This is a genomic window from Thermostichus lividus PCC 6715 (genome assembly GCF_002754935.1).
In the GTDB taxonomy this organism is placed as follows: Bacteria; Cyanobacteriota; Cyanobacteriia; order Thermosynechococcales; family Thermosynechococcaceae; genus Thermosynechococcus; species Thermosynechococcus lividus.
Map to the genome: position 1 here is coordinate 22,938 of NZ_CP018092.1, position 25,459 is coordinate 48,396.

Sequence of the window (25,459 nt, forward strand, 5' to 3'; positions counted from 1 at the left end):
GATCTATGGCAAATGAACGCCGCACGCTCCTACTGGAATTTGAAAAACCTCTTGTCGAGCTAGAGGCACAAATCCAGCAGGTACGAGATAAGTCTTCGGAGTTTGGCGTGGATGTCTCGGAGCAAATCCGCGATCTCGAAGAGCGCGCCAAGCACTTGCGCCACGAAATCTTTAGTAAGTTGACTCCGGCGCAAACCCTGCAAGTGGCACGGCATCCCCGCCGCCCCAGTACGCTGGACTATATTCAGGCCATTAGTGATGAGTGGTTTGAACTCCATGGCGATCGCCGTGGCAGTGATGACCCTGCCTTGGTGGGGGGGGTGGGTCGCCTTAATGGTCAACCTGTTGTGATGCTGGGGCAGCAAAAAGGCCGCGACACCAAAGATAATGTGGCGCGCAACTTTGGTATGGCCTCGCCTGGCGGCTATCGCAAAGCCCTGCGGCTGATGGAGCACGCCAACCGTTTTCAAATGCCGATTCTCACCTTCATTGATACCCCTGCGGCATGGGCGGGGGTGGAGGCCGAAAAGTTTGGTCAAGGAGAAGCCATTGCCTATAACCTTCGCGAAATGTTCCGTCTTGAGGTGCCGATTCTGTGTACGGTGATTGGTGAAGGCGGATCGGGCGGTGCCCTAGCGATTGGCGTGGGCGATCGCCTGCTAATGTTTGAGCACGCCGTTTATAGTGTGGCACCACCGGAAGCCTGTGCCGCCATTCTCTGGCGCGATGCCCAAAAAGCACCCCAAGCCGCAGAAGCCCTGAAAATTACCGCCCGTGACCTACTGAAATTAGGCATCATTGACGAAATTGTTCCGGAGCCGGTCGGGGCAGCCCATAGCAACCCCGTGGAAGCAGCCGAGAACCTAAAAGCTGCTCTGCTGCGTAACTTAGCGGATGTTCAAGCCCTTAGTAGCAGTGAGCGGCGCGAGCTACGCTATCAAAAATTTCGCCGCATGGGGGTCTTCAGTCAAGCAGTATGACCCAACAGGTTCTCATTACCGGAGCCAGTAGTGGCATCGGGGCAGCGACGGCTATTGCCTTTGCCAAAGCAGGGTTTAACGTAGTGCTCTTGGGGCGATCGCCGGCCAAGCTAGCGACTGTTCATGCCCAAGTAGTGGCCTGCGGTGTCAATGCCAGCAGCCATACCCTTGACTTTGCCGATCCACTGCCCGTGCGATCGCGCCTTGAAGAAATTTTAGCTGCCGTCGGTGAGGTGCACTGCCTCATCAACAATGCTGGCATCGCACAAACGGTGCCGTTGATTGCGCAGCCCCTAGCGGACTGGCAAACCATGCTCAATGTTAACCTCACCAGTGCCTTACTGTGTGCCCAAGCAGTTCTTCCCCAGATGCGATCGCGTCAGTGCGGTACGATAGTAAACGTGGTGTCGATCGCTGGAAAACAAGTCTTTCCGGATTGGGGAGCTTACTGCGCTTCTAAGTTTGCTTTAATGGGGCTGACCAAATCCTTAGCGTGTGAAGAACGCTCCCACGGCATTCGTGTCACCGCTATTTGCCTAGGCGCCGTTGATACGCCCATCTGGGAACAGGTAGAGGGAACCTTTGACCGCAGCGGTATGCTTACGCCCGACATCATTGCTGACACTATTTTGACTACTGTTTTACTCCCCCAAAACGCCTTCGTTGAAGAGCTAGTGATGATGCCCCTTGGCGGAACCCTCTAAGCTCATGCTGACCTTGCACCTGAATTTGCCCTAGTTTTATGACGAGTTCTTCTTCTAACCGCCTAACTATGTCTGAATCGATCGCCAACGGTAAAGTGACCACTCCCACTGTCCTCCCTGACCGGAACACCCACCAAGGGAAGGAAGCCATTCTCCACCCCCCCCATGCTGAAGCGGCCAAGGAGGAAATGATGGCAGCGGTGCGCAGCATTTTGCTGAATGTGGGCGAAGACCCAGAACGGGAAGGTCTGCTGAAAACGCCAAAGCGAGTGGCAGAGGCCATGCAGTTCCTCACCAGTGGCTACAGCCAATCCTTAGACACCTTGGTCAATGGGGCAATTTTTGACGAAGGCCACGATGAAATGGTCTTGGTACGGGACATTAACTTTTTCAGCCTGTGTGAGCATCATATGCTGCCGTTTATTGGCAAGGCTCACGTGGCCTATATTCCTAACCAGCGGGTGATTGGCCTGAGTAAATTAGCCCGCATTGTCGAAATGTATGCACGCCGATTGCAGGTGCAGGAGCGGTTGACGCGGCAGGTCGCCGAAGCCATTGAAACCGTACTTGATCCTAAAGGGGTGGCAGTCGTGATGGAGGCAAGCCATATGTGCATGGTGATGCGCGGGGTGCAAAAACCCGGCTCTTGGACGGTGACAAGCTCAATGCTAGGGGTGTTCCGTGATGATCAAAAAACGCGGGAGGAGTTCCTTAACTTGATTCGCCACCAGCCCAATTTTTAGCTTGCTGTCCCCAGCAGTTTCATTCAACGGAGCTGGCTTTGGGATTCATTGGAGGTGCCATTGATTTGCGCCGCCACGATTAAAGACTACGCCTATGGCTTGGGCGTTCATCGCGTGGGCATTGTTGATCTACGCACCTACTGCGATGATCATCCGTCAGGAACAGCGGCACTCCGGCGCTGGTTAGCTCAGGGGTACCATGCAGATATGGCGTGGATGAGTGCCCCCCACCGCCAAAACCTGCAAGCGGTATTGCCCGGCGCTCAGTCGGTGATTGCTGTTGCCCTCAATTACTTTCCGGGAGCATCTCCGCCTCAGGGCGATCGCCCCGGAAAGATTGCCCGCTATGCTTGGGGGCGAGATTACCACAAGGTTTTAGGAAAACGCCTCAAGGCGTTGGGACAGTGGCTTAAGGAGCAGGTTCCCGACGTTTCCTACCGCTGGTATGTTGATACTGGACCTGTGCAGGATAAAGTATGGGCGCAGCAGGCGGGAATTGGCTGGATCGGCAAGCACAGTAATGTCATTTCTCGTCAGTATGGCTCGTGGATCGCCTTAGGCGAGTTGATTACAACCCTAGCCCTCGAGGGCGATCGCCCCCACCTAAATCACTGCGGCACCTGTACCCGCTGCCTAGAGGCATGCCCGACAGGCGCCATTGTTGAACCCTACGTCGTGGATGCCAACTACTGCATTGCCTACCACACCATTGAAAACCGCCAACCGGAACTCCCCCCAGCGATTGTCCCTAAATTGGAGGGATGGGTCGCCGGCTGTGACATTTGCCAAGAGGTGTGCCCTTGGAACCAGCGCTTTGCCCAACCAACCGATATTGAGGACTTTGCGGCGCGATCGCCCCTCCTCGATACCAGCCTAGAGCAACTGGCCACCCTCTCCGACGCAGACTGGGATCACCTCACCCGTGGCTCTGCCCTACGGCGGATCAAGCCGGCGCAGTGGCGACGCAATGCCCAAGCTCTTCTGGCTAATGCCCAAAGGGAGACACCCTCGCATCCCTATTAAAGTCAACTAACGTAGCAATCACGGCTACCCCAGATGGTGGTTCGCTCTTTGCGGATGACGCTGACATCTGTGGCCGGGTCGCTATAGGTAGGGGTTGGGCTGGCAAACCCTTGAGCGGTTAGCTGTTTTTGCTCGAGAATGGCTTGCAACCGGGAACGCATATCTAGAGTCCTCAAAACATCTATACCCTTAGGATGCCAAGGACGGCAATAACTGCCAGTGATTGTGCCCTGCTCTCAAGGTGATTTTATCGACAGCAGTGGGTTGCTCCAGATCACAAGGGTAACTCACGCCGCAGGGCAACGGTAGGGCTTTCAGCCCCAGTGGCAGGATCAATGGCGATCGCCATCAGGGCAATGGTTCGAACTGTGGCTGGTACATCGATATGTAGCACCGCCTGCCACAGATCGCCATGGCGGTAAAAGTCAAACTCAACTAGCCAGCGTGGCCCAGCAATTAACTCTCCAGTGGCGGCATTGGTAATCCAAACCTTAACAGAGCATCCTCGCTGTGCTAGCGGCAAGTTAACCTTGAGGTGCAGCGGGGAGACCAGCGGATCGGGGGTAAGGGCGAGTTCGGGCGGCTTGAGCAGATAAGGCGTGGTGGTCGCGGTTGGTCTATCTTCCGGTGTAAAGTCCGGTGGCGGAGCTAACTCCGCTAACTGTTGCAAACGAGACCAAAATCGTTCTTGGCGATCGATCGGGAGTTGGGCTGGAGGGGGCACCGTGACTACTGAAAGAGGTTGACAAAAACTGGGGAGATCAACCGTTAAGGGCACCTTGGTGGGTTGCAATTGTGGTGGCAGTTGAAATTTAGCCGCAGGAACAGGTTCTAAGGGAATATCGGCCAGAATGGGTAACTGTGGGCCTGTGGCGATGAGGGAACGGGAGGCGGGTTCGGGGGAGTCAGGCTCCCTCGCGGGGGTAACGGGTTTAGGGGGAGGGCTAACCGTCTCTTCTGGTACCGGCAGCACCGTCACCATAAACGCCTGTACTTGGCACAGATCATTGCGTTCCAGAGGTTCACTGGGGAAGACCCGCGCTTCCCCCACCATCACTGGATAGGCGGATAGGTTGGGGAGTGTGCACGTAAACACCCATCCCGAGCCTTGGGCGATGGCCGCCACGGTCTGCTCATGCACCACATCGCGGGTAACGGGGTTGCGCAACCGAATGAGCACTGTTCCGGGTACCCCAAGGGTACCAGAAAGACTCAAGGTTTCATCGGCAAAAATCGTGTAGGCACTCTGGGACAGTTGGATAAGGGCTTGGGGCAACGGCGTGGCAGCGGCAACCCTAGCAGCCTCCTCCATCGTTGAACTGGCGGGTGAGGTGGTCGGCGCTGGGGAGGCCTCAGGGACAGGCAGCCAATCCCACTCTTCAACCGGGGCAAGAACATCAAGGCCAATGGTGAAGGTTTCAGGGGTCAGTACACCCTCCTGAGTTGCTCGACACTGAAATTCCCAGCGGCCTCCCTGAAGATAGGTAAAGGGCAAAATCCCCATTAGCCCCGTGGAACTACTGCGGTGAATGCGGCGCTGGTAACGCTGTTTAGGGACGCCATGATCATCGTAGAGGTGGGTAATTTGGACTTCAACGGACGTATCGGGAATTGGACAGCGCGCCATCAAGCGATAGCTACCCTCTAGTACCTCAGCCGATGGCGGCTCTAGGGGCAACCACTCGCGATCGCCCTCCTTTTGTAATAAAAATTCCCATGCACCCATAGTTGAACCATTACTTTCCCACTGCTTACGATATTGCATAGAAGACGCATATTTATGCAATCTTCACTGCAAATTGAGTGTCCTTGCCCGAACATCCTAGCCGGTAGCATGGGCGATCGCCAGAGCTTCAGCAACCGTGCAACTGGGCTTGAACAAGCGACACATCATCACTGCCAAACGCATAGGGAGCGGCATACTGCTGAACTTGGCGAATCAAGGCGGGCAACGAGGGCACGCCGTTCTGCTGATGGGCGTGGTGCAGCAGGTCTGCAAAGGCCTCTAGACCCCACACGGTGCTACTAGGGGTTTCAAACTCATAAATGCCATCACTAAAGAGGTAGAGCACAGCGTGCTCAGGAACCTGAAGGCTGTCTTCGTTAAAACTCATGTTTTCAAACATCCCAATGGGAATGCCTGCGGTTTTTAGCTGTTGGACGGAGCAGGTGTCATCGCCAAGGCTGACCAAAAGGGCAGGGGGATGCCCACCACTAGCGTAGGTGAGGATCCGCGTTTGGCAATCGTAAACGCCATACCAAATTGTAAAGTATTTGTCGTGCTGGTCACTCATTTGAAAACCATTATTCAGTGCTTCGAGCACCTTTGCCGGGTGTTGATAGTCAATGGTTGCCCCTGCATGCCGACTAGTGGCATTGCGCAAGAGATTCAAGACCGACACCGAGGGTAACGCCGCGCCAAGGCCATGCCCAGACACATCAAGGATATAGAGCACAAGATAGCGATCGCCGACCCAAAAGAAATCAAAACAGTCCCCCCCCAACTGGCTCGAGGGTAAAAAATAGTAATTGATTTTCAGGGGAGTATCTTGGGGAGCGGGCAGGAGCGATCGCACGTAGGCAGCAGCTTCATGGAGTTCTGCCTCAAGCAGTTGCGTCTGCTTCAGAAGATCCTGATTGAGTTGATAGAGGCGTAGCCCCGCTTGAATGCGCGCCCGTAACTCATTGGGATCAATGGGCTTGGCCAAAAATTCATCGGCACCCGCATCTAACCCCTGAATACGATCCTCTAATTCCCCCTTGGCGGTCAGGAGCACGAAGAAAATCCGTGATAGATCTGGGTTTTGCTTAATTTGGCGGCACACCTCTAACCCATCCAAGCCAGGCATCATCCAATCACAGATGATGAGCGCTGGTTTTGCTGTGGTGGCGATCGCCAACCCCTCAGCCCCATGACTTGCCACCGCAACACTGTAGCCCAAATCCTTCAGAGTTTTCCGCAGCAGAAGACGAGTGGTGGGGTCATCATCAATCACCAGAATCGTGTAGGGCTGCTGAGCAGGAGTTGGGGGGGTGCCACGCATAAAACCGTGCTGAGGTTGAGGCTCATCTCTACCAGTGTACGGTAGTGCTAAACAGATGAGGATGCATTGTAGTGGTGGACGAAGTACCAACTGGCTCCAATATGGTTCTCCAGCTTTTTGGAAAATGATAGCGTTTTCCTGACTCAACGCGACACTCGCTGACGCATCTGATTTTTCTGCTCAGAAGGTGACACGCTCCCGTGTATCCCCTAGGGATGAGCCTCTGAACTAACGCGATACATTAGGTATGTGCTAATAGCAATAATTAAGATTGAGGCAGCCAAAAGTAATAGGTCTAATGGGGTTTTAACCTTGAAGGAAATAAGCTGCTTAAAAAATGTCACCACCAAAGCCATAACAATAGTTTTTAGTAGTTTATCTTTTAATTTATCTAAGCTCTGGGACTGCATCAAGGAAATATCAGTATTTGTATCTCGAGATAAGCCTGCATCTATCTTAGAAATAAACAGTTCATAAATGCCGAGGGCAAATAGTAATAGAATAATCCCAATTAAATAAAGATCGATTCCGGTAATAATATACCCCAATGTTTTAACATAAATAGTCGAATCACCATAGTTACTAAATTGAACGCCCAAGCCTTGAAGAATTTCGTGACTGCCCAGAATAAACAGTGCGAAAGTACTCAGAAGACTAAAAATCACTGGAATAATCACAAAGATACGAAAATACCAGAGAACAGGCTCAACCAGTCTCTCTAGCTGGGACATTCGTCTCATGAGGTGAAAGCCTAAAATGATGGGGAAGGTGCTAACATCTTACCAGAGTCTTCATTATTAACTGGTATTAACTGCGATTAACTGTTACAGGATATTACAGGAGTCTCTGCGAGGCACTTACAGGGTGAGCTGTGCAATGAGTTGTTCCCCCATGGCTTGACAACCCACTAAGATACAGCCTTCGGTCATCAGATCGCTGGTGCGATACCCCTGCTCTAAAACAGCCAAGGTTGCCTGTTCAATAGCCGTGGCGGCAGCGGGTTGATTAAGGCCGTAACGCAGCATCATTGCAGCACTAAGTACCATAGCCAGTGGATTTGCTTTGTCTTGCCCGGCAATATCTGGGGCTGAACCATGGACGGGTTCAAACACTCCTGGGCCGCTGGCACCAAGACTGGCAGAGGGTAGCATACCAATACTGCCGGTGAGCATTGCTGCAATATCGGAAAGAATATCCCCAAAGAGATTGCCGGTCACAATGGTGTCAAACTGTTTGGGTGAGCGTACCAGTTGCATGGCGGCATTGTCCACGTACAGATGGGTTAGTTCAACATCTGGATACTCGGCACTCAATGCAGTGAGGCGATCGCGCCATAATTGCGACACCTCTAGCACGTTGGCCTTATCCACAGAGCACAACTTTCGTTGCCGCTTGCGAGCCGTTTCAAAGGCGACCTGCCCAATGCGATCCACTTCTGTTGCGGTGTAGGCCATCGTATTCACGCCGCGAGCCTCTCCCGACTCTGTTGTGAAAATACCGCGAGGCTGGCCAAAATAAATGCCGCCCGTTAACTCGCGCACAACCATGAGATCCACCCCCGCCACCACCTCTGGTTTCAGGGAGGAGGCATTGATCAATTGGGGCAAGATTTTCGCTGGGCGCAAGTTGGCAAATAACCCCAAGCCAGCGCGTAACTTCAGTAAACCGGTTTCTGGGCGCAAAGGTCGGGGGAGGGTATCCCACTTTGTGCCGCCAATGGCCGCAAGTAATACGGCATCGCTTTGACGACAACTCTCCAGAGTTGCTGCGGGCAAAGGCTCTCCCACGGCATCAATGGCACATCCTCCTATTAGGGCAGGGACAAATTCAAAGTCCAAGTTAAAGCGAGGGGCGATCGCCCGTAAAACGTTGAGGGTGACCTCCGTAATTTCCGGCCCAATGCCATCCCCAGCCAACACAGCAATTCGATACGCAGTGGTCATTGCCATCTTCAGAGCAGCAATCTCTTACTGTAGCGCATCTCGACAGTGTACTTGCGCTATCGACGGCATAACTGCCTGCTAGCTTGCCGATAGCTCCTGTTCTTGCCGTGCCAACGCAGTTATGGGGAAGAGATTACAAGCAAGCCCTAGGCATTGGCAGACACGGGCAGTCGCTGGGGCGAGGCACTCACGACTTCAACCGTTAGGGTGACACCGAATTGGCTTTCAAAGGGGGTTTTCTTGTAGTTCACGCTCCAAATTTCCAGCTCACAGCGATCGTCGGGATGGCTGGCATAAACGGAGAGAATGAGTTCTCTCTGGGGCGATCGCCACTCACAGGTAATGTGATCCACTGCGCCAATTTGGCGGCGATCCAAGGCTGAGGCAATGCGCAGGATGGCACTAAGTTCTTCCACGAGCTGCCGTTGTCGCCGTCCGGTTAGATGGCGAAAATTATCGTGCTTTTTCTTGGGGGGACTTTTGCGATGATAGCGACAGAGATTAGCAATCACTTCAATGTCCCCATCGGTGTAGCCCAGCAGCCCCCCGTGGCGCACAAGGTAGTAGGAGTGCTTATGGTGTGCCGAATGACTCACGTAGTGGCCAGCATTGTGCAGAATCGCTGCGGCCCAAAGCAATTCCCGCTCGGCGTCTGTCCACTGATGCAGCGTTCCTTGGGTGTGATCAAAAAGTGTTAGGGCAAAATCCGCCACCCGCTCACTACTAGCTAAGTTGACGTGGAACTTTTGCGCCATGCTATAGGTACTGCGCTGCCGCACCGAGCTTTGATAGCGCAGCCGATCCTCAATGAGGCCATGGGTGAGCATCCAATCCACAATAATGCCTTCCCGCAGGGCGCGATCGCAGGTGATCAGGCTAGACTGCCCCAGCATATCCATGGCTTCTGCCAAAATCACGGCTCCCGCCACAATGATTTCAGCCCGCCGCTCTGACATCCCTAGCAGTTGGCAGCGTTGGTTAATGTTCAACCGCCGTAGCTTGCCAAGGAGGTGTTGTAAATCCGCCAGAGTCAGCTCATACCCCTGTAGGGAGGTTGGGCAACTGCCGAGGCGAAGGCAGGTATGCAACATCATCAGGCTTTCAATGGTTCCTGACGTCCCCACCAATTGGGGGGTCTCGTCGGGCTGAAGGTGGTCGCGCAATTCTTCCACGGCCCGATCGAGCATCCCCCGTACGTAGGCACGCAGGGCGCTATAGTCATGGTCATTAATGGGATCACTTTTTACGAACAAATCCGTTAGCCGTACCGCACCCACTTTGGTACTGCTGAGATAGCGGGGTTCGTGGCCATCTCCCAAAATTAATTCTGTTGAGCCGCCGCCAATGTCGATGATGATGTGCGGCTTACCGTTCAACTCTAGTCCTGAGAGCACTCCCAAATAGATGCGTCGGGCTTCCTCTTCGCCAGAAATCAGATCAATGGTTAAGCCTGTTTGTTCCTGCACTCGCGCCAGAAACTCGCGACCGTTGGGGGCTTCGCGTACAGCGCTCGTGGCTACGCCAATGATGTCTTCGGCCTTTAGGCTAGTCGCTAGTTCTCGGCATCGCCGTAGAGTGGCGATCGCCCGTGCCATTGCCTCCTCGGTTAGTTGTCCGGTCAACTGGCAGCGCTCCCCCAGCCGCACCATATCTTTTTCGGCGGCAATAATTTTGAAGCTGGGTAAGCTGGGCTGAATTTGCACTACCACCATGTGGATCGAGTTAGTGCCAACATCAATAGCGGCGAGAATGCGATCGCTGAGATTGATCGGTCGCCACAAATGCAGATGTTGTTCAGCAGCCATGGGAGTTCAGCGGGGAGACAATCATCCCCTATACTACCGTAACTTTTGAGGGGTTCAGTTGGGGGCTGCACCGGTGCTTGCCTCTCAAATGGTTAGTCGGGTTCATTTTCTAGCATGGCTTTTGCCTCTTGCAATTGTTGTTTATGCGCCTCGCTCATGACCGGATAGTGCAGGTCTAGACTAGCCATCTTTTGATAGATAAAATGAGCTACCATTAGGCGGGCAAACCACTTGTGGTTCGCGGGAATAATATGCCACGGTGCCCACGCCGTACTGGTGTAACGAAACACATCAGCGTAGGCATCTTGGTAATCCTGCCAATGGCTGCGATCGCGGGCGTCGTCTAGGGAAAATTTCCAGTTTTTTTCCGGTCGGTTAATCCGCTCTAGGAAACGTTTCTTTTGCTCATCCTTAGAAATATTTAAGAAAAATTTCAAAATGAGTATCCCATTACGGCTTAGATAGCGCTCATAACAATTGATGTCCTTAAAGCGATCGCGCCAGATGTGCTTGCCCTTTGCCTCCGGAGGGAGTTGTTGCCGATTGAGGAGGTCGGGGTGCACCCGCACCACTAATACCTCTTCGTAGTAGGAGCGATTAAAAATGCCGATGCAGCCGCGCTCGGGAAGGGCGCGGTTAGCTCGCCACAGATAATCATGATCTAAATCTTCAGCACTGGGTGCCTTAAAACTATAGACACTACAGCCTTGGGGGTTCAGACCACTCATCACGTGCTTAATGGTGCTATCTTTGCCCGCTGCATCCATCGCCTGAAAAATAATTAACAGCGCATAGATATTTTGGGCATAGAGAATATCTTGGTAGGCGGCAAGTTTTTTAATGCCTGCTTCTAAAAGCTCCCGAGCTTCAACTTTACTTTTTAAGCCCGCAGTATCGGCGGGGTCGTAGTCCTGCCAATGAAATTTTTCACCAATGGGGACAATATAGCGTTTAGGATTAATCTGATCCAGAAAATCTTGGGGAATCATTACGGAGAACTCGGCGGTTTCACTGTATCCTAGCCTACATTCTCTGAAAGTATAAAAATCAAATCTCAGCCGCTTGCGACCTATGGTTAACAAATTGTATAGGTTGCCAGCAAAGGCGGATTCTCTTTGTATGCTGTATCAATAGGCGGGCATCGCCCCTCATGTTGCGAGTCTGTTGCTGGGGCGCAAAGGGGTAACCGCACTGTTGTTACTGCGTTAGAGACGAGACGACTGTGGCTCCAATCAAACCCCATAAACTGGATCTGGATGCGAGTTACCCCTGTCCCTGCCGCCGTCAAGGGGAATTGATGCCCATTGCCCTCACCGATGCCTTTGGCTGTCGCCGTTGCCAGCAAATTTTTGTTGTCCGCCCCGATGGGTTTTCCATAGAGCAGTTGGCCACCACCTACCCCTACAAGCGCGCTTGGTATTGGACAGGGCTACAGTGGAGTGTTTTGCAGCGTGGTTTTTCGGAAAACTACTGGTATTTCGCCATTGGCCTGAGCTTCTTCTTACTCATGCCTATCCTTTTGTGGTTGCCTTTGCTTCTACAATTATCCTTAAAACCGGAAGGGCTGCTATGGATTATTGCTTCCCTGCTGTTAGCACTCACCCCTGCCTTTTTGGTCTGGGTCGCTCTATCGCGCCGCTAGGTAGCGTCTCCTAATGCTATCGGAGTTGTTAGAGGCTGCGCGTTTTGCCAGTACTCAGCTTGCCCAAGCCTCCTACAGCAGTCGTCAGGAGGCATTGCTGGCTCTAATTAATGCCTTAAAGACGGCTGAGCCGCTATTGCTGGAGCAAAATACCCTCGACCTAGAATCGAGTCGAGACTTAGCGGTGTCTGGTATTGTTTTGGGCTGGCTACGGCTAACCCATGAGCGTTTACAACGGATTACCCGCTGGTTAGAGCAGCTCTACCAAGCCCCAGATCCGTGGGTACAGGCATTGCCCACCGGCAGAAACACCTTTCGCTATGCGGTTCCCTTGGGGGTGATCGGTTTAATCTATGAGGGGTTACCCACCTTAAGTTTGCTCATGGCAGGCTTGGCACTCAAAACGGGTAATGCTTTAGTGATATGGGGGGGAGCCAGTAGTCGGTTTACCGCTCAGGCGATCGCCAATGTTCTGCAGGATGCCCTCAGCCGCACCTCCCTACCCCTAAGTAGCCTGCAAACCTTACCTTTTGAACTACCCCCTGCCAGTTGGCTATCCCAGCCCAAGGCAGTGGATGTGGCGATCGCCCACGGGCGTTCTCGCTTTCTTGCAGAGCACCGCAGTGCCACTTGCTGTCCGTTTGTTCCCCTTGCCCTAGGCAATAGTTATCTGGTGTGGGATGGTTCAGTTTCGCCCGAGGTCATTCTTAGCTGTATTCAGCAAAGCCATGATGGCTCTCCCGATCGCCCCCTCGCCATTGAAAAGATCATTGTGCTTGCAGGGGTCAATCCTTCGCATCTCACCTTTGTGATGAATGAACTCGCCCAAGCGGGGTACAAGTCAGCGGTTGACGAGTATCTGCGGGCAACCTATCCCGAATTACCTATGGTGGATGCAACGGAGTGGAGCCTTCCTTACCTGAACCAACGGTTGGCTTGGCACTACGAAGAGGATTTAGGCAAAGCGATCGCTTGGATTAACCGCTACGGTACCACCGCCAGTGTCATTGCGACCACCAATTACCAAGACTGCTGTCAGTTTTATCAGCAGGTGCACACCCCCCTTGTCTATCTCAATCGATCCCCACAGTTAGAACGGCTGAGCGCCTTGGCGATCGGGGTTGTGGCCGAACGGGGTGCCTACCAAGGGGTTATGGGGATTGAGCAGTGGCTGAGCACGAAGCAAATCTGGCTTTAGTTGCCTGCTGGGGTTGGCGGATTGGCCTCTGGCAGTAAGGGGCTGGGAGCAGTAGTTGGCGGCGGTTGGTTGAGTTCTGGGTCTTCGGGGCGGCGTTGGGGAACTGGCATATGGAAGAACAGGGCGGCCATCACGGCTAGGCTGGCAGCGCCAATCCCCAAGGGAGTCAGTTGTTGCCGTAGGGGCACCGCAGGGGCGATCGCCCGGCGTGGCAACGAGGAAAAGGTAGGGGTAAGAGTGGGCAAGGTTTGACTATCACTACAGAACTGGTCAAGGGCTTCTACAAGATCCGCCAGTTGCAACCAAGTGAGGCAGATCTCCACCATCCGTGCCGATGTTCCCTCCGGCAGCAGCAACAGATCCACCGGAATCCGCAGCCACACCTGATTAAAGGACTGTGTGTCCACTTGAATAGCCTGCTGGGGCGATCGCCGCAGCTTAACCCCACTAAGCCACGTCTGGGCTGCGGCAGGCACACTGTTCAGTAACGCAACCAAGAAATCTTTTCCCCCTTGAGGGGAGCAGGTTGCCCCACAATCTCGCACTCACACACCGTCACCACATCTAATTGTCCAGCCCCATGACCTTGGCTGCTCAGCCCCTCAATGCGTAGCGTACAGTTGGGCAGACTATACTGACGTTGCAACAGCATTTAACTCACTTCCCCATCAAATAAACTAAACCATAGCCGCTCCATCCCCTTCGTTCCAGCGCACAACAATAACTGCACCAATAATTGCAGCGCCAATTCATTCAGGGCAGAGTTGTCTTTGTAAAGAAACAGCCCTGAGCGTTGAAGATTCATCCGTTTACGAAAATGCCGTCGAAACCGATCCAGATACTCCGCCAGCGGCGCATAGGTCTCTGGTGGGAGGTTTTGAGCGTGGAGTTGATCCAGCACCAACAACAAATGACGTAGTGTGGCCGTATGCCGTCGAGCCACCTGTACCACAATGGCGGTCAGTGCTTTGGTTTCGCTCAACGGTAAAGGGGTTCGCTGAGTCACTTGACGAAAGGGGTTTGTGCAGCGAATTTGCCAGAAGATCACACGATTGGGAATCATGACCTGCAGTTGTAGGTCTCGCACCACCTGCAGCATTAATTCCGATGCATTCAAATCCACCGACTCTAGGGCTAACAGCAACAGATCCAGTTGCCAGCGGGCACGCCGGGGACACACACTAATTCCGGGAGGATCCGGCAGCACCGCCAACATTGGTGGCAGTAACTCGGCGGGTGTCGATTCAATTGTTGCTGGCATCGAGTTTGCCGTTTCCATAAATCTAAAATGCCCACTATACAGCCCAAAGGTAACATTGGCCATAACCTAGACGATAATACCCTAAGGATTGCCCTAGGCCACAGCACCCATGACGATTGTTCCTTATCTCTATGTTGCGCAACCTCAGGGCTGTTGGGAAAGCAAGCTAGACTTGAGGAGTGTCTTGGGAGTCAGCTTGATGAGTAACGATATTCCTGCTAATGCTTACGTCATCCTTGGTCTTGCCCATTGCTTTGTCCAAGTGGACGGGAAATTACAACCTGTTCAAATTATTGAACCCATTCCCTCGGCAGCCCTCGAAGCGCTCCTACACGGCCTGCCCACCTCCTACAGTGAGGCTCATGCCCTGACCTACAGCCAAGCAATGGACACTGCCAATGTCCTGAGCCACTTTCCCAGCACAGCACACCTGTGTGATGACTACGGCGAACGCCTAGCGGCAGCCACCCGCACCTATATCGCCCGTCCCCAGAGTACGGCTCATATTCCCCTTGGCGATACCTATCGTGACTTTAATACCTCCACCGAGCGCAAGCGAGTCCTCAACTCTGAGCGCATGGTGACAGCCGCAGATAACATCAAGCAACACGCCTACACCCATCAAGTACTCTAGGGATAGATTGCGAGGACATACGTCATGGTGAGTGAAGTTCGCCCTTCTTCCCCTTCCTTGGCCGTGGATTCCACAGACTGGGTGGAAATTATAGAAACGGTGATTTCGGGATTACATCAGGGGGAGGCCCCCCTCGTCGGCCAGACAGAAACTGGCAAAATCTGGATGTTTCGCTATGGCAGTGCAGAGGTGTTTGTGCAGTTGAGTGGCTATAGCGAAGAAGACTTCCTCACGATTTGGTCTCCCGTCTTGGCTTTGCCGGTGGCGGATCTACTGGGGCTGTACCGTCGATTGCTGTCCCTTAATTGGTTGACCACGCTGGAGGCTCACTTTGCCATTGCAGAGGAACAGGTACAGGTGGTGGCAACTCGCACTTTAGCTGGGATCACTGCGGCAGAAATTGCTCGACTCATTACCATTGTAGCAACGTTGGCAGATGACTACGATGATGCCCTACAGGCAGAATTCGGCTAATCTCTGACCGTGAGTGATGGGGGAATCAGAGCCTCGCAGTAGGAATCTGCTGGATGCTATGGTAAAAAACGTTACCCAAGCCCGCTCGGCAATCCTCCTAAAAAGTCTAAGAAGTCAATGTCTGCCACCCTGCCTGCCTTTGTTGAACAGCTACTCACCGCTGCAGCGTATCCCCATCCGGTCGCTGCGCCGATTCAACTCCTGCAAACCCATATTTCCTACGTTTTTTTGACCGGAGACTACGCCTACAAGGTGAAAAAGCCGGTGGACTTTGGGTTCTTGAACTTTACAACCCTCGATAAGCGCCGGTTTTATTGTCAAGAAGAACTACGCCTGAATCGCCGTCTTGCCCCTCAGCTTTACCTTGAGGTGGTGCCGATCCTGCAGCGGGGCGATCGCTACTATATTGGCATTGGCGCTAACGAGGCGATCGCTGCTGACACCCCCATTGTAGACTACGCCATTCGCATGCGGCAGTTTGACCAGTCACAACTATTTTCACACCTGTTCGCTGCCAATGAACTCAGCCCATCCCTCATCGAGTCCCTTGGTAAAGAACTGGCATACTTCCACACCACTGCTACCACAACCCCTGAGATCACCAGTTTCGGTTCCCCCAGTGCCATTGCCCAAGTGATCAATAACTGCCATACCCTTGCTGAGCAGTTTATTGACCGCTGTCAACCGCGCAGCCAGTACGATGCCATCCAAGCCTTTACAAATCAATTTCTGGCCACGCATCAAGACTGGTTTGTTGAGCGCCAAGCGGCGGGCAAAATTCGTGAATGCCATGGCGATCTGCATTTGAACAATATCTGTGTTTACAACGGTCAGGTGCAGATTTTTGACTGCATTGAGTTTAACCAAGAGTTTCGCAATATCGATGGCATTTACGATGTGGCGTTCTTGATGATGGATTTGGAGTTTCGTGGCCGCTCAGACTTGGCGAATTTATTTTTGAATACCTATCTGGAATGGAGTAGTGACTACGAAGGGGCTAGGCTCTTGCCGCTGTACCTGTGTGTGCGTGCCTATATTCGCGGCAATGTGAATTCCCTTGCCCTCAATGATCCCGCCATTAGCGACTCTGAGAAAGCCCAGATTCAGGCCACTGCGGCTGCGTACTACGAGGCGGCCTACCACTACACCCAACCCCGTACCCCTAAGCTCTATGTCATGTCTGGCCTTTCGGGTGCAGGGAAAAGCACTCGGGGGCGGCGCTTGGCGCAACAGGAAAACGCCATTCAAATTCGCTCTGATGCAGTGCGCAAGCACTTGGCGGGGATCCCCCTCGACCGCCACAGTCGTGATTTCCCCGATGTAGATCTCTACTCTCAGGCCATGACCCAGAAAACCTACGATCAACTGCTGGCCTACGCAGAACTACTGCTTAAGCAGGGGCATACCGTGATTTTAGATGCCAAGTACGATCGCTGTGATCTGCGCCGCCCGGTGATTGAGTTGGCGGAACGTCTTGGGGTGCCCCTAGAAATTCACTACTGTAGTGCGCCACCGCAGGTGCTCTCCCAGCGCCTTAGCGATCGCCAAGGGGATATTGCCGAAGCCACCCCTGACCTCCTTCCTACGCAAATGGCCTCGTTTGAACCCTTTGAAGGTGCTGAAGAGCGTTACGTCCGCCATGTGTGTGAGTATCCTGAGGAGACTCTGGTTTAGCTTAATCGGCGGGAAGCCCCGCACTGTATCTTTAGGTCAGTGTCGGGATAACGCCGTGTTTGTTGAGCGTGGCTCAATAGCACCGAAGCAAACCATATTCAACGTATCAATTGCCAACACGTTGATGCCGCTTGCTCCGACAGACCTGATCGTAAGCGACTGCACACCTTACCATGGGCTACTAATAAGGGTAAAGGCTGACCAATAGCGGGGATGACGAAAGTCTAGGGAGTGATTGAGTTGCAGGGTTGTGGGTAAGGGAAGTTGGGTGTCTCCTAGCCAAAGATGGTCTCCGTTAGCCCTAACCTCTCCTCGCAAAAGCCGGATCTGAGCTTGGCGTAGAGCTTCACCTTTGGTGCTCCTGCGGGGAAGCTGACGATAAAACTCACTCATGAGGGCAAGCGTGCCAACGTCATCCACATACCACAGGCTAGCAACCGCAGACTTGACCCCTGCTTGGAGGGCAACGCCTGCAAACCCTAACTCGGCATTGCGATCGCCCACGGCAGTTCGACAGGCGCTCAAGACTAGCAGTTCAAGGGTCGGGCTACGCCAATTCAGGCGACTCATCTGTGACAAGGTGAGCCGTTGATCCCACAGTTGAATGTAGGAGTTGCTAGGTGCTCCCGGTCGAAATTCGGCATGGGTTGCAAAATGCACAATATCAAAGGATTGTCGCCGTAGCGTTTGCTCAAGATTACCGAGGGTAAATTGTTGATTAAATAGTTCACGGGAGGTCGGTGCCGCTGCGTTGAGAAATTGTTGTAGCGCCCGTAGTTCAACCGGCACAGCGGGTAGGGGAGTCAAGCCCGGAAAGGTAGATGCCCCCATTGCCAACACCCGTGGCCGCTGCAGGCGGCGATAGTCGTGGTCAATGAGGTTAAAGGCAGGGATGCGGCTCAGGCTATACTTTTCGATGAGAAACTGCTGACCATCGTGAAGCGCTGCCAACGGTAGAGTGCGGACACCACTACCCAGACAAAATAAGAGTACTTCAATGCCTTGGGGTTTGAGATAGGTCTGCTCAAAGGGTTCAATAATCCAACGGTATAGCTGTTGGCTACTGGTGAAATAGTCAATATTTTTCAGGGGATGGGAAACAGCCCACTGAAAGGATTGAGCCACAGGTAAAAAGATTTCCTGACGTGCTTCTTCCAGATCCACCACAATAGGGGGTTGGTTTGGGGTGATCAGGACAAGGTGAAGGTCTTGGGCTCGGGGAATAACCCACAGGACAGCGGTTTTCTGGCCAGTGGCACGACTAATCTGATCAAGGCTGCGGGCGATCGCCACCGGATCTTGGGTGACGTCAGCCAGATCTCGACCAAAATAATCATCGTACTCCTTCTTGATGCGGGTCTCCATGTTGAGTACGGCACGGCTGAGACTCTGTGGTACCCTAGGGGCGATGGTGGCTGCCTGGGCTGATGTCATACCAAAAGCCAAGCTCAGAGACGCGATCGCCCCCCACTGCAACAGGAACATGGCACTCACCCTTTAGATAGCGTCAGTAGTAGCATCAAAAACTAAAGTTTAGTCACGAGCTAGGTTTTCAAAACGAGTGTACTGGGGATCAAATAACAGTTTAACCGTGCCCACCGGCCCATTCCGGTGCTTAGCTACCAAAAGTTCACAAATTCCCCGATCTGGTGTATCAGGATTGTAATACTCATCGCGATAGAGCAGGATCACCAAGTCTGCATCCTGCTCAATTGAGCCGGATTCTCGTAAATCTGACATCAGGGGGCGCTTATTTTGGCGGGCTTCAACCCCACGGCTAAGCTGGGAGAGGGCAATGACCGGTACATTCAGTTCCCGCGCCAGTCCCTTTAGGGCACGGGTAATCTTCGAGAGTTCTTGCACCCGCCCTTCAGTGTTTTCCTCTCCCCCCATTAGTTGTAGGTAGTCAATGAGAATCAGTCCCAGCCCATTAGCATGTTCAGCATGGAGCCGTCGCGCGGTCGAGCGGATTTCTCCTAAGCTTGGGTTGGGCGTATCGTCAATATAGATCGGTAGCTGGGAGAGTAGGCCAATGGCGCGACTGAGGGGTTCCCACTGGTGTTGGCTAATCCGGCCTGCCCGTAGGTAGTTACTGTCAATGCGGGCTTCGCTGGCCAATAATCGCTGTACCAGTTGCTCTTTAGACATTTCCAGACTGTAAATCGCCACCCCCAAGCGATGAATTTCCGCAATGCGGCGGGCAATTTGCAGGGCGATCGCTGTTTTACCCATCGACGGCCGCCCGGCAATAATAATCAAATCCGAGCGTTGAAAGCCTTGAGTCATATTGTCGAGGTCGTAAAAGTTGCAGGACAACCCCGGTTGCACATTGCCGAGCGCCCGCTGCTCTAACTCTGTAAACGTGCGGGTGAGAATTTCGTCAGTGCGGGTTAACCCCTGCTGAATGCGATCCTGCGTCACGCTAAAGATTTGCTGCTCTGCTTGATCCAGAATTGTTTCTAAGCTGAGGCTAGTGTCGTAGGCCAATTTAACAACATTTGTACCCGCCTCAATGAGTTTACGGCGGAGGTACTTTTCCTTGACCAGTAGGGCGTAGCGATCGATATTGATGGCGCTGACGGTGCGATCCAGCAACTCGGCAATTTTGTTTTGCCCCCCCACTTTCTCCAGTAGGCCCTGATCTTGTAGCCACGCCGTTATACAGAGAAAGTCCGTTGGGCTGCCACGGCTGTGCAACGACAAGGCGGCTCGATAAATCTCGCGGTGAGCACTGAGGTAAAAGGCCTCCACCGGCAAAATATCAATAACACGGTTAATGGCCTCCGGGTCTAAGAGAATACCCCCCAAAATCCATTCTTCCGCTTCAAGATTCTGGGGGGGCAGCAACTGACTATCGGGCTGGAAGCTCGGCTCTTGCACCATTGAGCATTACAGCATTAGTCGGGAACAACTTGAATGCTGAGCTTGACACTCACTTCGGGGTGCAGCTTGATGTCAGCGGTATAGGTTCCCAATTTACGAATGTCCGGTAAGGTCATATTGCGGCGGTCAATGGTTTCGCCGGTAATTGCCTGAATGGCATCCGCCACATCTTGAGGGGTAACACTGCCAAAAAGAGCCTCGTTTTCGCCAACCGGCATTGAGATGGTGATGGTTGCTAATTTTTCGAGGGTGGCTTTTTGTTTTTCAGCAACCCCTTTCAGCTCTGCCAATCGCTGCCGCTCTAGTTCTTGCAGACGGGCAACCCGGCGCAGGGCACTGGGTGTTGCAGGTTCAGCAAGCCCCCTTGGCAAGAGGTAGTTACGGGCATAGCCAGGGGCAACCTCTACCACTTGACCCATTCGCCCAAGTTTATTCACGGTTTCATTTAAGACGACTTGCACCCGCTTTGCCATGGGTATCCTCTTTGCTCACGTACGATTAATCGGTTAAACAGCCATAATACTGTTTTGAGACAAATAACTATTTTACAGGATTGTGGCGGCGATCGCCTTGGTGCACAAAAAAGGGCAGAACCAGTGTTCCACCCTTGTTCTTGAATGAAGCAACGTTGAGCAGTCCCTAGAGGGGATGAAATAGCAAATCTGGGTAAAAGCGGTTGAATTCAATCAGAATCCCGGCAGTAATGGTCATCCACAATGCGGCTAGCACGGGAGCCGTTGAAAGGTAGGTTAAGAGGTGTTTAGTTTGCATAGAGCAGTCTCCTTAAGGGTTAGCGCGGGGAAACAGTAATTTCGTTGTCTTTGGCGGTCAGCTCACCAGAGGCTAACTCTTTCAGTGCGGCTAAGGGCCATGCAAACCCCGTGAGCATGCACTTAATGGCAAGGGGCACATCAATGATGATTTCTTTTTCATTCGCTTCGCCACTGTTGCGGACAGCGATTAGGTAGGCACGACCAACCCAGCCAATCCAGCCAGTGATGAACAGAAAGAGAGCGCTGGGAATTAAAAAGTCACCCGCACGGCTGAGACGACCATCAACGACGAGGTGGGGCAGCCCATCCTCACCACACAGCGCTTGGCTGTAACGCTCAAAACGCTTTTGTCCCGAGGCGGGATCCGCAGTGGTGTTAACAGCCGCAGCGGCACGCTTTTGAAAGGCTGGGGAATCTTTACAGGGGACGAGTCCGGCGACATCGGCAGAGGCAAGGGGCGTAAAGCCAATCCAGAGACTCAGGACTAGAAGTAGGGCTAACAATCGACGCATGGAAGTGTTGTCCTCAAATGCAGACAGGTCAAAGTGTTTTTCACAGAGTCAGCAGCGACTCGTTCAAGAGCCACACTGGCTATTGAGAGGTGGAAGCCCCCCAAACGCTGACATCATTCTAACGGATGGACTTGAACCCAACTCCCTTAAGAAAGTTAATAATTTTTACAACAACGTTAGATGGCGTGAAGGTTTTTGCAACCGTTGGCGCTGAACGTCAAGCCGTGGGGTTGATTCGTTCTGCGTAGGGCTCAGCGTCTGCCACAGTAATGATGGTTCCGTTAGGCTGCGTTAAAGGCTCATGCGGTTTTATGAGTGCTTGCTCCTTTACAAAGGATAAAACGATTGCCGAAGCTGCGGTCACAGCGTTCAACGAGCAGTATAGTGCGGGTGAGTTTACAGAGATTTTTGAGGCAGCGGATCCACGCTTCTAGGAAACTACGAGCCCTGAGGAACTAACGAACATTTTAGCGACTGTCCAAGAGCGCTTAGGGTCTGTTGAAGAGATCAACCAAGCCTCATGGACGGTAGAGGCTATCCCCGAAGGCTCCCTCGTCAAATTGGCCTACGATGTGGAATTTGCCGAAGCCAGTGGCACTGAAGAATTTGATTACCTGATTGCCGATGGAGAAGCCCGGCTCTTGCGCTTTAAATTTATAGTAGTGATGTGGGCGGGCTAAAACCCCTCCGCTTTAGCGAGGGGATACAGCCAACTCAGGGGGCTTTAGCCCTCTCTATGCGTTAAACTAGAGACGTGGAAAGTAGGCGTATCAACTACGCGAAGAAACATCCTAGTACGGAGAGATCCCGGCAAGTAAGTCACTACCGCTTTGGCGGCAAGCCTAAACCACTGCAAGCAATGGCAGGATGTTGAGCGTATCGAATTGGCTAGTGTTGAAAAGCGCGAAACCACAAACCGAAACATAAACGTAGTCCCAATAGCAGAGATGCTTGAGGTGAGTAGGGGGTCTTTGACTGCTCCCACCCGCATTAAGTTGTGGGTGACAGCTCAAGGGAAAAGCGAAGCAATGTGGCTTCAGCCCGTTGCGTAGCATCCTTTGGGGATCCCCTCTCTTTCAAAGAGGGGAGAAGTCAAATACCGATAACGTATTTACGCCACTCTTGGTGCGTCCCTGTACGTACGTGCTTGGTGACTTCAAAGTACAAACTGCTAATGGGGCGGCGGGGCGTTTGCCGCAGGGGCATACTGGCTTCTTTGGGGGTTCGGTTACCCTTTTTGACATTGCAGCGCACACAGGCAGTCACAATATTTTCCCAACTCTCACCACCTCCACGGGACTTTGGCACCACATGATCCAGAGTGAGTTCGTCACCTGTATAACCACAGTATTGACACGAATGATTATCACGGTGCAGGATATTGCGGCGAGTCAGCGGAATTTCTTTATAGGGGGTGACCACGTAGTGCCGCAGGCGAATGACTGTGGGCAATGGAAAGTTGTTATAGACCAGCTTCCCGTTGTGCTCAATTTGCTCTGCTTTGCCCTTAATTAAAAGAACAACGGCCCGCTGCCAACTCGTAATATTGAGTGGTTCGTAGGAGGCATTGAGTACCAGAACCTTTGCCATACTCGTTGACACACGGCATCCCTACCGATAATAGCATATTTTGCTGCTGCGATTTTAACCCAATCAGCTTTAGCGATTCATATGCTCGGCAAGAAGTGCTTGGGCACGGGGTTTATAGAGCAGATAAAACAGCGATTCCATGTAGCGCATCATATCTTCACGATTTTCTTGAGAGGAGAAGTTCCAGAATCCGTAGATTTTTGCGAGGGACAGTAAGCGGGTACAGTGAATTTTCCACGTGTAAGTGCTATAGACCCTCTCTATCCCTGCTTTAGAAATGCTGTGCCAGTAGTTGGGATCGCGATCGCACCGCTCTAAAAAGGCAACTATTGTGTCCGCCATTTCTTCAAGGTGGGTGGGGTTAATGTAAAAGCCGTTGATACCGTCTTGAATAATTTCCAACGGGCCACCAAACCGCGTACCAAAGGTAGGCAGGCCAGTGATCATGGCTTCTAAGATCGTCAGACCAAAGGCTTCAAAGAGCGCGGGCTGCACAAATACCCCTTGATGGTCGGCAATAATGCGATAAACTTCGCCGGAGTCGGCTTTGGGCAAGCGCACCCCTAACCAGCGAATTTTATCGTGGAGATCGTACTGGTGAATGATTTGATAGAGCTTTTCAATTTCACTGATTTCTTCGCGATCGCTAGACTCTTCGGTGCGCAGTTTGCCGGCCACCAGAATGAGATTACAGTGCTCCTGTAGGGCTTTACTGCGGCCAAAGGCTTCTGCTAGGCCGGTGAGGTTTTTAATGCGGTCTAAGCGAGCCATTGAAAACAGAGGGCGTTTTTCCGGGTGACTGAGGTGGCCATAGACCTGCTGGGGGTCATCTAGGGTAAAGAGTAATTCCTCTAACCGTTGGCGATCGCCCTCGAGGCGGTCTCCCTGTTGATAGTAGGGGAAATATACTTGCTCATTGACGCCGGGGGGCACCACATTAAACTTGGGGCTAAACAGTTCAATGCCATTGACGACATGGTACAAGTCCGGCATCGTGAAGGATTGGTAGGACTCGTACTGGCCAATGCTGTCGGGAGTGCCAACAATTTCTTGGTAGGTGCTGCTGATAATAAAATTGGCAGCATTCATGGCAATTAAATCCGCCGTAAACTGCAGGGAAAAGTGGTATTTATCCTCCAGATCTTGCCAGTAGAGGTTACTAAAAAGATACTTGGATTTTTCAAGGGCATGGGCAATATTGCACTGGGTGACCTTGAGGCGGCGCGCCAGTAAAAAATGCCACCAAATTGCCATCGGAATAGTTGCCAATAATGAGATCTGGCACATGGCCAAACTCAGCCCGTAGTTCGCGTTCGGCATCAATGGCGAAGGTTTCAAGGTACGGCCAAATTTCAAAGCGGGATATCCAGTTTTGGGTCACCGCGGGGTTAAACTCTCGGAAGGGCACCCGCAAAATCCATGCATCAGTGGTACCGTAAATTTTTTCGAGGCGCTGGTTGCAAAGGGTTCCCTCAGCATTGGGAATCAGGCGAGTGAGGACAATAATTTTCGGGTGGACATCAAGAACATCTAGCCCCGCCAGCTCCAGATCTTCACGGATTTGTTTTTCAAGGCTTTTCACCTGATCAAGGATATAGACAACTTGGCCGCCAGTGTCGGGTCGCCCCAGCACCCCCTCTTGGCCAAACCAACCGTGGGGCGAAATCAAGGCAATCCGAAAGATCATCGGAATCCGCGATACAAAGGCTTCGAGAACTTGGTGATCGGGAGAGTCCAGCAGTTGATCCAAAATTTCAAGGGTGTCGCGTACTCGCGCGGCGGTGTTCCCCCACCCCGGTTCAAAGCCGAGGGTTTGCAGGTCAAAGCGGAATTCGTTGTAGGGTTCAGCCGCTGGGCGATCGCCGAGGTGAATAATGGCTTGCTTCACCTGTTCTGAAAGATGCTGTGGTGAGCGTATCCGCTCGTTGATCAACAGTTGACAGCCGTTGTAGCGGTGAACTTGTAGGAAGTTAAAGAGGTTTTGCTGCCATTGGCGTGGATCTTGGAATAGCTTACTAGACAGATAGCGATTGAGGAAGGCCACGCCTTTGCCAATATTTTTGGAGTCGCGAATCGTGGGGGAATAGTCGTAGAAGGGCTGAACATCAATTTCAAACACATCCCCTTCGTTAGGATGGTAGCGATTCACAAAGCGATCGCGCAAGTCCAGTAGCTCTGGTACCGACATTGGCACAATGGTTAAGTCTTCAAGGAGTCGATACACCTCCTGTTGGGCAATCCGAGGACGAATAATCCAGCATAGGCTTTCATTATCAACAATAATTTCTTGGGTAAAGAAGATGAGCTTACCTAAGCGCGACTGAGTCATAGGAGTGTTAGGTTTGCCCTGTTCACGGCAGTACTCATCAAAGGCCGCTAAAATTTCGTTGCGCAGCAAATAGCGTTTCTCGCCAAGCTGCAAAATACGGACAAACTGACGCAGGTCACTGCGTTCGTCGCTTTCGACCACTGATTTGAGGAGTAGGGATGTCATCGAAAAAACCTAGATCACAACAACACCTTAAACTCTAGACGGGGCTGGAGTAAAGCACGTTTCTCCTGACGCTAAAACTGCC

24 protein-coding genes and 3 pseudogenes are annotated in these 25,459 nt (G+C 52.5%); 10 read left to right on the top strand and 17 right to left on the bottom strand.

Annotation, left to right across the window (positions count from 1 at the left end; translation table 11 throughout):
* Nucleotides 1-5: 5 nt before the first annotated feature.
* The 4 genes from BRW62_RS00120 to queG are packed head-to-tail and all read left to right on the top strand — an operon-like array spanning nt 6 to nt 3,450.
* The gene (locus BRW62_RS00120) at nt 6-980 is read left to right on the top strand and encodes an acetyl-CoA carboxylase carboxyltransferase subunit alpha (RefSeq protein ID WP_099797554.1); all 975 of its coding nucleotides are present in this window, start codon (nt 6-8) and stop codon (nt 978-980) included.
* Complete coding sequence (locus tag BRW62_RS00125) at nt 977-1,684, top strand: SDR family oxidoreductase (RefSeq protein WP_099797555.1); 708 nt, start codon at nt 977-979, stop codon at nt 1,682-1,684. The genes BRW62_RS00120 and BRW62_RS00125 overlap by 4 nt, the downstream gene beginning before the upstream one ends.
* A 38-nt stretch (nt 1,685-1,722) precedes the next feature.
* Complete coding sequence (gene folE, locus BRW62_RS00130; RefSeq protein WP_198406070.1) at nt 1,723-2,427, top strand: GTP cyclohydrolase I FolE; 705 nt, start codon at nt 1,723-1,725, stop codon at nt 2,425-2,427.
* 60 nt (nt 2,428-2,487) lie between these two features.
* Entirely contained in the window at nt 2,488-3,450 is a 963-nt protein-coding gene (gene queG, locus BRW62_RS00135) for a tRNA epoxyqueuosine(34) reductase QueG (RefSeq protein ID WP_376787952.1), read from the top strand.
* 2 nt (nt 3,451-3,452) lie between these two features.
* Here queG and BRW62_RS12990 read toward each other — a convergent pair whose 3' ends face one another.
* The 8 genes and pseudogenes from BRW62_RS12990 to BRW62_RS00170 form a co-directional block, all read right to left on the bottom strand.
* Nucleotides 3,453-3,611, bottom strand: coding sequence for a hypothetical protein (locus tag BRW62_RS12990; RefSeq protein WP_157768299.1), 159 nt, complete (start codon nt 3,609-3,611; stop codon nt 3,453-3,455).
* A 113-nt stretch (nt 3,612-3,724) separates the two neighbouring features.
* Complete coding sequence (locus BRW62_RS00140; RefSeq protein ID WP_198406071.1) at nt 3,725-5,176, bottom strand: hypothetical protein; 1,452 nt, start codon at nt 5,174-5,176, stop codon at nt 3,725-3,727.
* A 127-nt stretch (nt 5,177-5,303) separates the two neighbouring features.
* Nucleotides 5,304-6,494 carry a PP2C family protein-serine/threonine phosphatase gene (locus BRW62_RS00145; protein WP_099797558.1) on the bottom strand — a complete coding sequence of 397 codons (1,191 nt, stop codon included), beginning with the start codon at nt 6,492-6,494 and terminating at the stop codon, nt 5,304-5,306.
* 47 nt (nt 6,495-6,541) lie between these two features.
* Nucleotides 6,542-6,661, bottom strand: a pseudogene (locus BRW62_RS14920) (IS1 family transposase); the annotation flags it as partial.
* A gap of 42 nt (nt 6,662-6,703) precedes the next feature.
* Nucleotides 6,704-7,225 (bottom strand): YqhA family protein, encoded by a 522-nt coding sequence (locus tag BRW62_RS00155; protein WP_227517450.1) that lies wholly within the window; start codon nt 7,223-7,225, stop codon nt 6,704-6,706.
* 126 nt (nt 7,226-7,351) lie between these two features.
* Entirely contained in the window at nt 7,352-8,437 is a 1,086-nt protein-coding gene (gene leuB / locus BRW62_RS00160) for a 3-isopropylmalate dehydrogenase (protein WP_099797560.1), read from the bottom strand.
* A gap of 146 nt (nt 8,438-8,583) precedes the next feature.
* Nucleotides 8,584-10,242, bottom strand: coding sequence for a Ppx/GppA phosphatase family protein (locus tag BRW62_RS00165; RefSeq protein WP_099797561.1), 1,659 nt, complete (start codon nt 10,240-10,242; stop codon nt 8,584-8,586).
* 92 nt (nt 10,243-10,334) lie between these two features.
* Complete coding sequence (locus BRW62_RS00170) at nt 10,335-11,231, bottom strand: polyphosphate kinase 2 family protein (RefSeq protein ID WP_099797562.1); 897 nt, start codon at nt 11,229-11,231, stop codon at nt 10,335-10,337.
* Nucleotides 11,232-11,464: 233 nt separating this feature from the next.
* Between BRW62_RS00170 and BRW62_RS00175 the strand changes: the two genes are divergently transcribed.
* Nucleotides 11,465-11,884, top strand: coding sequence for a hypothetical protein (locus BRW62_RS00175; protein ID WP_099797563.1), 420 nt, complete (start codon nt 11,465-11,467; stop codon nt 11,882-11,884).
* Between the two features lie 13 nt (nt 11,885-11,897).
* Nucleotides 11,898-13,082 carry an aldehyde dehydrogenase family protein gene (locus tag BRW62_RS00180; RefSeq protein ID WP_099797564.1) on the top strand — a complete coding sequence of 395 codons (1,185 nt, stop codon included), beginning with the start codon at nt 11,898-11,900 and terminating at the stop codon, nt 13,080-13,082.
* On the opposite strand, the pseudogene BRW62_RS00185 reads toward BRW62_RS00180, so the two are convergent.
* Nucleotides 13,079-13,734, bottom strand: a pseudogene (locus BRW62_RS00185) (DUF4335 domain-containing protein). The gene BRW62_RS00180 and the pseudogene BRW62_RS00185 sit on opposite strands and share 4 nt — an antisense overlap.
* Complete coding sequence (locus tag BRW62_RS00190; RefSeq protein WP_099799761.1) at nt 13,735-14,361, bottom strand: DUF3038 domain-containing protein; 627 nt, start codon at nt 14,359-14,361, stop codon at nt 13,735-13,737.
* Nucleotides 14,362-14,542: 181 nt separating this feature from the next.
* Here BRW62_RS00190 and BRW62_RS00195 point away from each other — a divergent pair, with 181 nt between their 5' ends.
* The 3 genes from BRW62_RS00195 (at nt 14,543) to BRW62_RS00205 (ending at nt 17,125) form a co-directional block, all read left to right on the top strand.
* Nucleotides 14,543-14,977, top strand: a complete 435-nt coding sequence (locus tag BRW62_RS00195) for a hypothetical protein (RefSeq protein WP_099799762.1) — start codon at nt 14,543-14,545, stop codon at nt 14,975-14,977.
* 24 nt (nt 14,978-15,001) lie between these two features.
* A complete protein-coding gene (locus BRW62_RS00200) occupies nt 15,002-15,451 on the top strand; it encodes a YbjN domain-containing protein (protein ID WP_099797565.1) in 450 nt (149 codons plus the stop codon).
* A gap of 117 nt (nt 15,452-15,568) precedes the next feature.
* A complete protein-coding gene (locus tag BRW62_RS00205; RefSeq protein ID WP_099797566.1) occupies nt 15,569-17,125 on the top strand; it encodes a bifunctional aminoglycoside phosphotransferase/ATP-binding protein in 1,557 nt (518 codons plus the stop codon).
* 168 nt (nt 17,126-17,293) lie between these two features.
* Here BRW62_RS00205 and BRW62_RS00210 read toward each other — a convergent pair whose 3' ends face one another.
* The 5 genes from BRW62_RS00210 to BRW62_RS00230 form a co-directional block, all read right to left on the bottom strand.
* Nucleotides 17,294-18,559 carry a CHAT domain-containing protein gene (locus BRW62_RS00210; protein ID WP_227517451.1) on the bottom strand — a complete coding sequence of 422 codons (1,266 nt, stop codon included), beginning with the start codon at nt 18,557-18,559 and terminating at the stop codon, nt 17,294-17,296.
* Nucleotides 18,560-18,658: 99 nt separating this feature from the next.
* The gene (dnaB, locus tag BRW62_RS00215) at nt 18,659-20,008 is read right to left on the bottom strand and encodes a replicative DNA helicase (RefSeq protein ID WP_099797568.1); all 1,350 of its coding nucleotides are present in this window, start codon (nt 20,006-20,008) and stop codon (nt 18,659-18,661) included.
* 14 nt (nt 20,009-20,022) lie between these two features.
* The gene (gene rplI / locus BRW62_RS00220) at nt 20,023-20,481 is read right to left on the bottom strand and encodes a 50S ribosomal protein L9 (protein WP_099797569.1); all 459 of its coding nucleotides are present in this window, start codon (nt 20,479-20,481) and stop codon (nt 20,023-20,025) included.
* A 166-nt stretch (nt 20,482-20,647) separates the two neighbouring features.
* Nucleotides 20,648-20,779 (bottom strand): photosystem I reaction center subunit IX, encoded by a 132-nt coding sequence (psaJ, locus tag BRW62_RS00225; RefSeq protein WP_099797570.1) that lies wholly within the window; start codon nt 20,777-20,779, stop codon nt 20,648-20,650.
* Between the two features lie 19 nt (nt 20,780-20,798).
* Nucleotides 20,799-21,293 carry a Photosystem I reaction center subunit III gene (locus BRW62_RS00230; RefSeq protein ID WP_099797571.1) on the bottom strand — a complete coding sequence of 165 codons (495 nt, stop codon included), beginning with the start codon at nt 21,291-21,293 and terminating at the stop codon, nt 20,799-20,801.
* A gap of 311 nt (nt 21,294-21,604) precedes the next feature.
* On the opposite strand from BRW62_RS00230, the gene BRW62_RS14690 reads away from it, so the two are divergent.
* Entirely contained in the window at nt 21,605-21,727 is a 123-nt protein-coding gene (locus BRW62_RS14690) for a hypothetical protein (protein ID WP_257790488.1), read from the top strand.
* A 658-nt stretch (nt 21,728-22,385) separates the two neighbouring features.
* Here BRW62_RS14690 and BRW62_RS00235 read toward each other — a convergent pair.
* Together BRW62_RS00235 and BRW62_RS14925 are read right to left on the bottom strand one after the other, a co-directional pair.
* Nucleotides 22,386-22,883, bottom strand: a complete 498-nt coding sequence (locus BRW62_RS00235; RefSeq protein ID WP_099797572.1) for an HNH endonuclease — start codon at nt 22,881-22,883, stop codon at nt 22,386-22,388.
* A gap of 69 nt (nt 22,884-22,952) precedes the next feature.
* A pseudogene (locus tag BRW62_RS14925) lies at nt 22,953-25,377 on the bottom strand (sucrose synthase).
* Between the last annotated feature and the right edge of the window lie 82 nt (nt 25,378-25,459).

Coding starts and splice junctions, on each gene's coding strand:
- BRW62_RS00125 (WP_099797555.1), top strand. CDS start 977: ATGACCCAACAGGTTCTCATTACCGGAGCCAGTAGTGGCATCGGGGCA.
- BRW62_RS00140 (WP_198406071.1), bottom strand. CDS start 5,176: ATGGGTGCATGGGAATTTTTATTACAAAAGGAGGGCGATCGCGAGTGG.
- BRW62_RS00165 (WP_099797561.1), bottom strand. CDS start 10,242: ATGGCTGCTGAACAACATCTGCATTTGTGGCGACCGATCAATCTCAGC.
- BRW62_RS00170 (WP_099797562.1), bottom strand. CDS start 11,231: ATGATTCCCCAAGATTTTCTGGATCAGATTAATCCTAAACGCTATATT.
- BRW62_RS00145 (WP_099797558.1), bottom strand. CDS start 6,494: ATGCGTGGCACCCCCCCAACTCCTGCTCAGCAGCCCTACACGATTCTG.
- BRW62_RS00235 (WP_099797572.1), bottom strand. CDS start 22,883: ATGGCAAAGGTTCTGGTACTCAATGCCTCCTACGAACCACTCAATATT.
- BRW62_RS00180 (WP_099797564.1), top strand. CDS start 11,898: ATGCTATCGGAGTTGTTAGAGGCTGCGCGTTTTGCCAGTACTCAGCTT.
- BRW62_RS00155 (WP_227517450.1), bottom strand. CDS start 7,225: ATGTCCCAGCTAGAGAGACTGGTTGAGCCTGTTCTCTGGTATTTTCGT.
- BRW62_RS00195 (WP_099799762.1), top strand. CDS start 14,543: ATGAGTAACGATATTCCTGCTAATGCTTACGTCATCCTTGGTCTTGCC.
- BRW62_RS00200 (WP_099797565.1), top strand. CDS start 15,002: ATGGTGAGTGAAGTTCGCCCTTCTTCCCCTTCCTTGGCCGTGGATTCC.
- BRW62_RS00205 (WP_099797566.1), top strand. CDS start 15,569: ATGTCTGCCACCCTGCCTGCCTTTGTTGAACAGCTACTCACCGCTGCA.
- BRW62_RS00210 (WP_227517451.1), bottom strand. CDS start 18,559: ATGACATCAGCCCAGGCAGCCACCATCGCCCCTAGGGTACCACAGAGT.
- folE (WP_198406070.1), top strand. CDS start 1,723: ATGACGAGTTCTTCTTCTAACCGCCTAACTATGTCTGAATCGATCGCC.
- leuB (WP_099797560.1), bottom strand. CDS start 8,437: ATGACCACTGCGTATCGAATTGCTGTGTTGGCTGGGGATGGCATTGGG.
- BRW62_RS00120 (WP_099797554.1), top strand. CDS start 6: ATGGCAAATGAACGCCGCACGCTCCTACTGGAATTTGAAAAACCTCTT.
- BRW62_RS12990 (WP_157768299.1), bottom strand. CDS start 3,611: ATGCGTTCCCGGTTGCAAGCCATTCTCGAGCAAAAACAGCTAACCGCT.
- BRW62_RS00190 (WP_099799761.1), bottom strand. CDS start 14,361: ATGGAAACGGCAAACTCGATGCCAGCAACAATTGAATCGACACCCGCC.
- BRW62_RS00230 (WP_099797571.1), bottom strand. CDS start 21,293: ATGCGTCGATTGTTAGCCCTACTTCTAGTCCTGAGTCTCTGGATTGGC.
- dnaB (WP_099797568.1), bottom strand. CDS start 20,008: ATGGTGCAAGAGCCGAGCTTCCAGCCCGATAGTCAGTTGCTGCCCCCC.
- BRW62_RS14690 (WP_257790488.1), top strand. CDS start 21,605: ATGAGTGCTTGCTCCTTTACAAAGGATAAAACGATTGCCGAAGCTGCG.
- rplI (WP_099797569.1), bottom strand. CDS start 20,481: ATGGCAAAGCGGGTGCAAGTCGTCTTAAATGAAACCGTGAATAAACTT.
- psaJ (WP_099797570.1), bottom strand. CDS start 20,779: ATGCAAACTAAACACCTCTTAACCTACCTTTCAACGGCTCCCGTGCTA.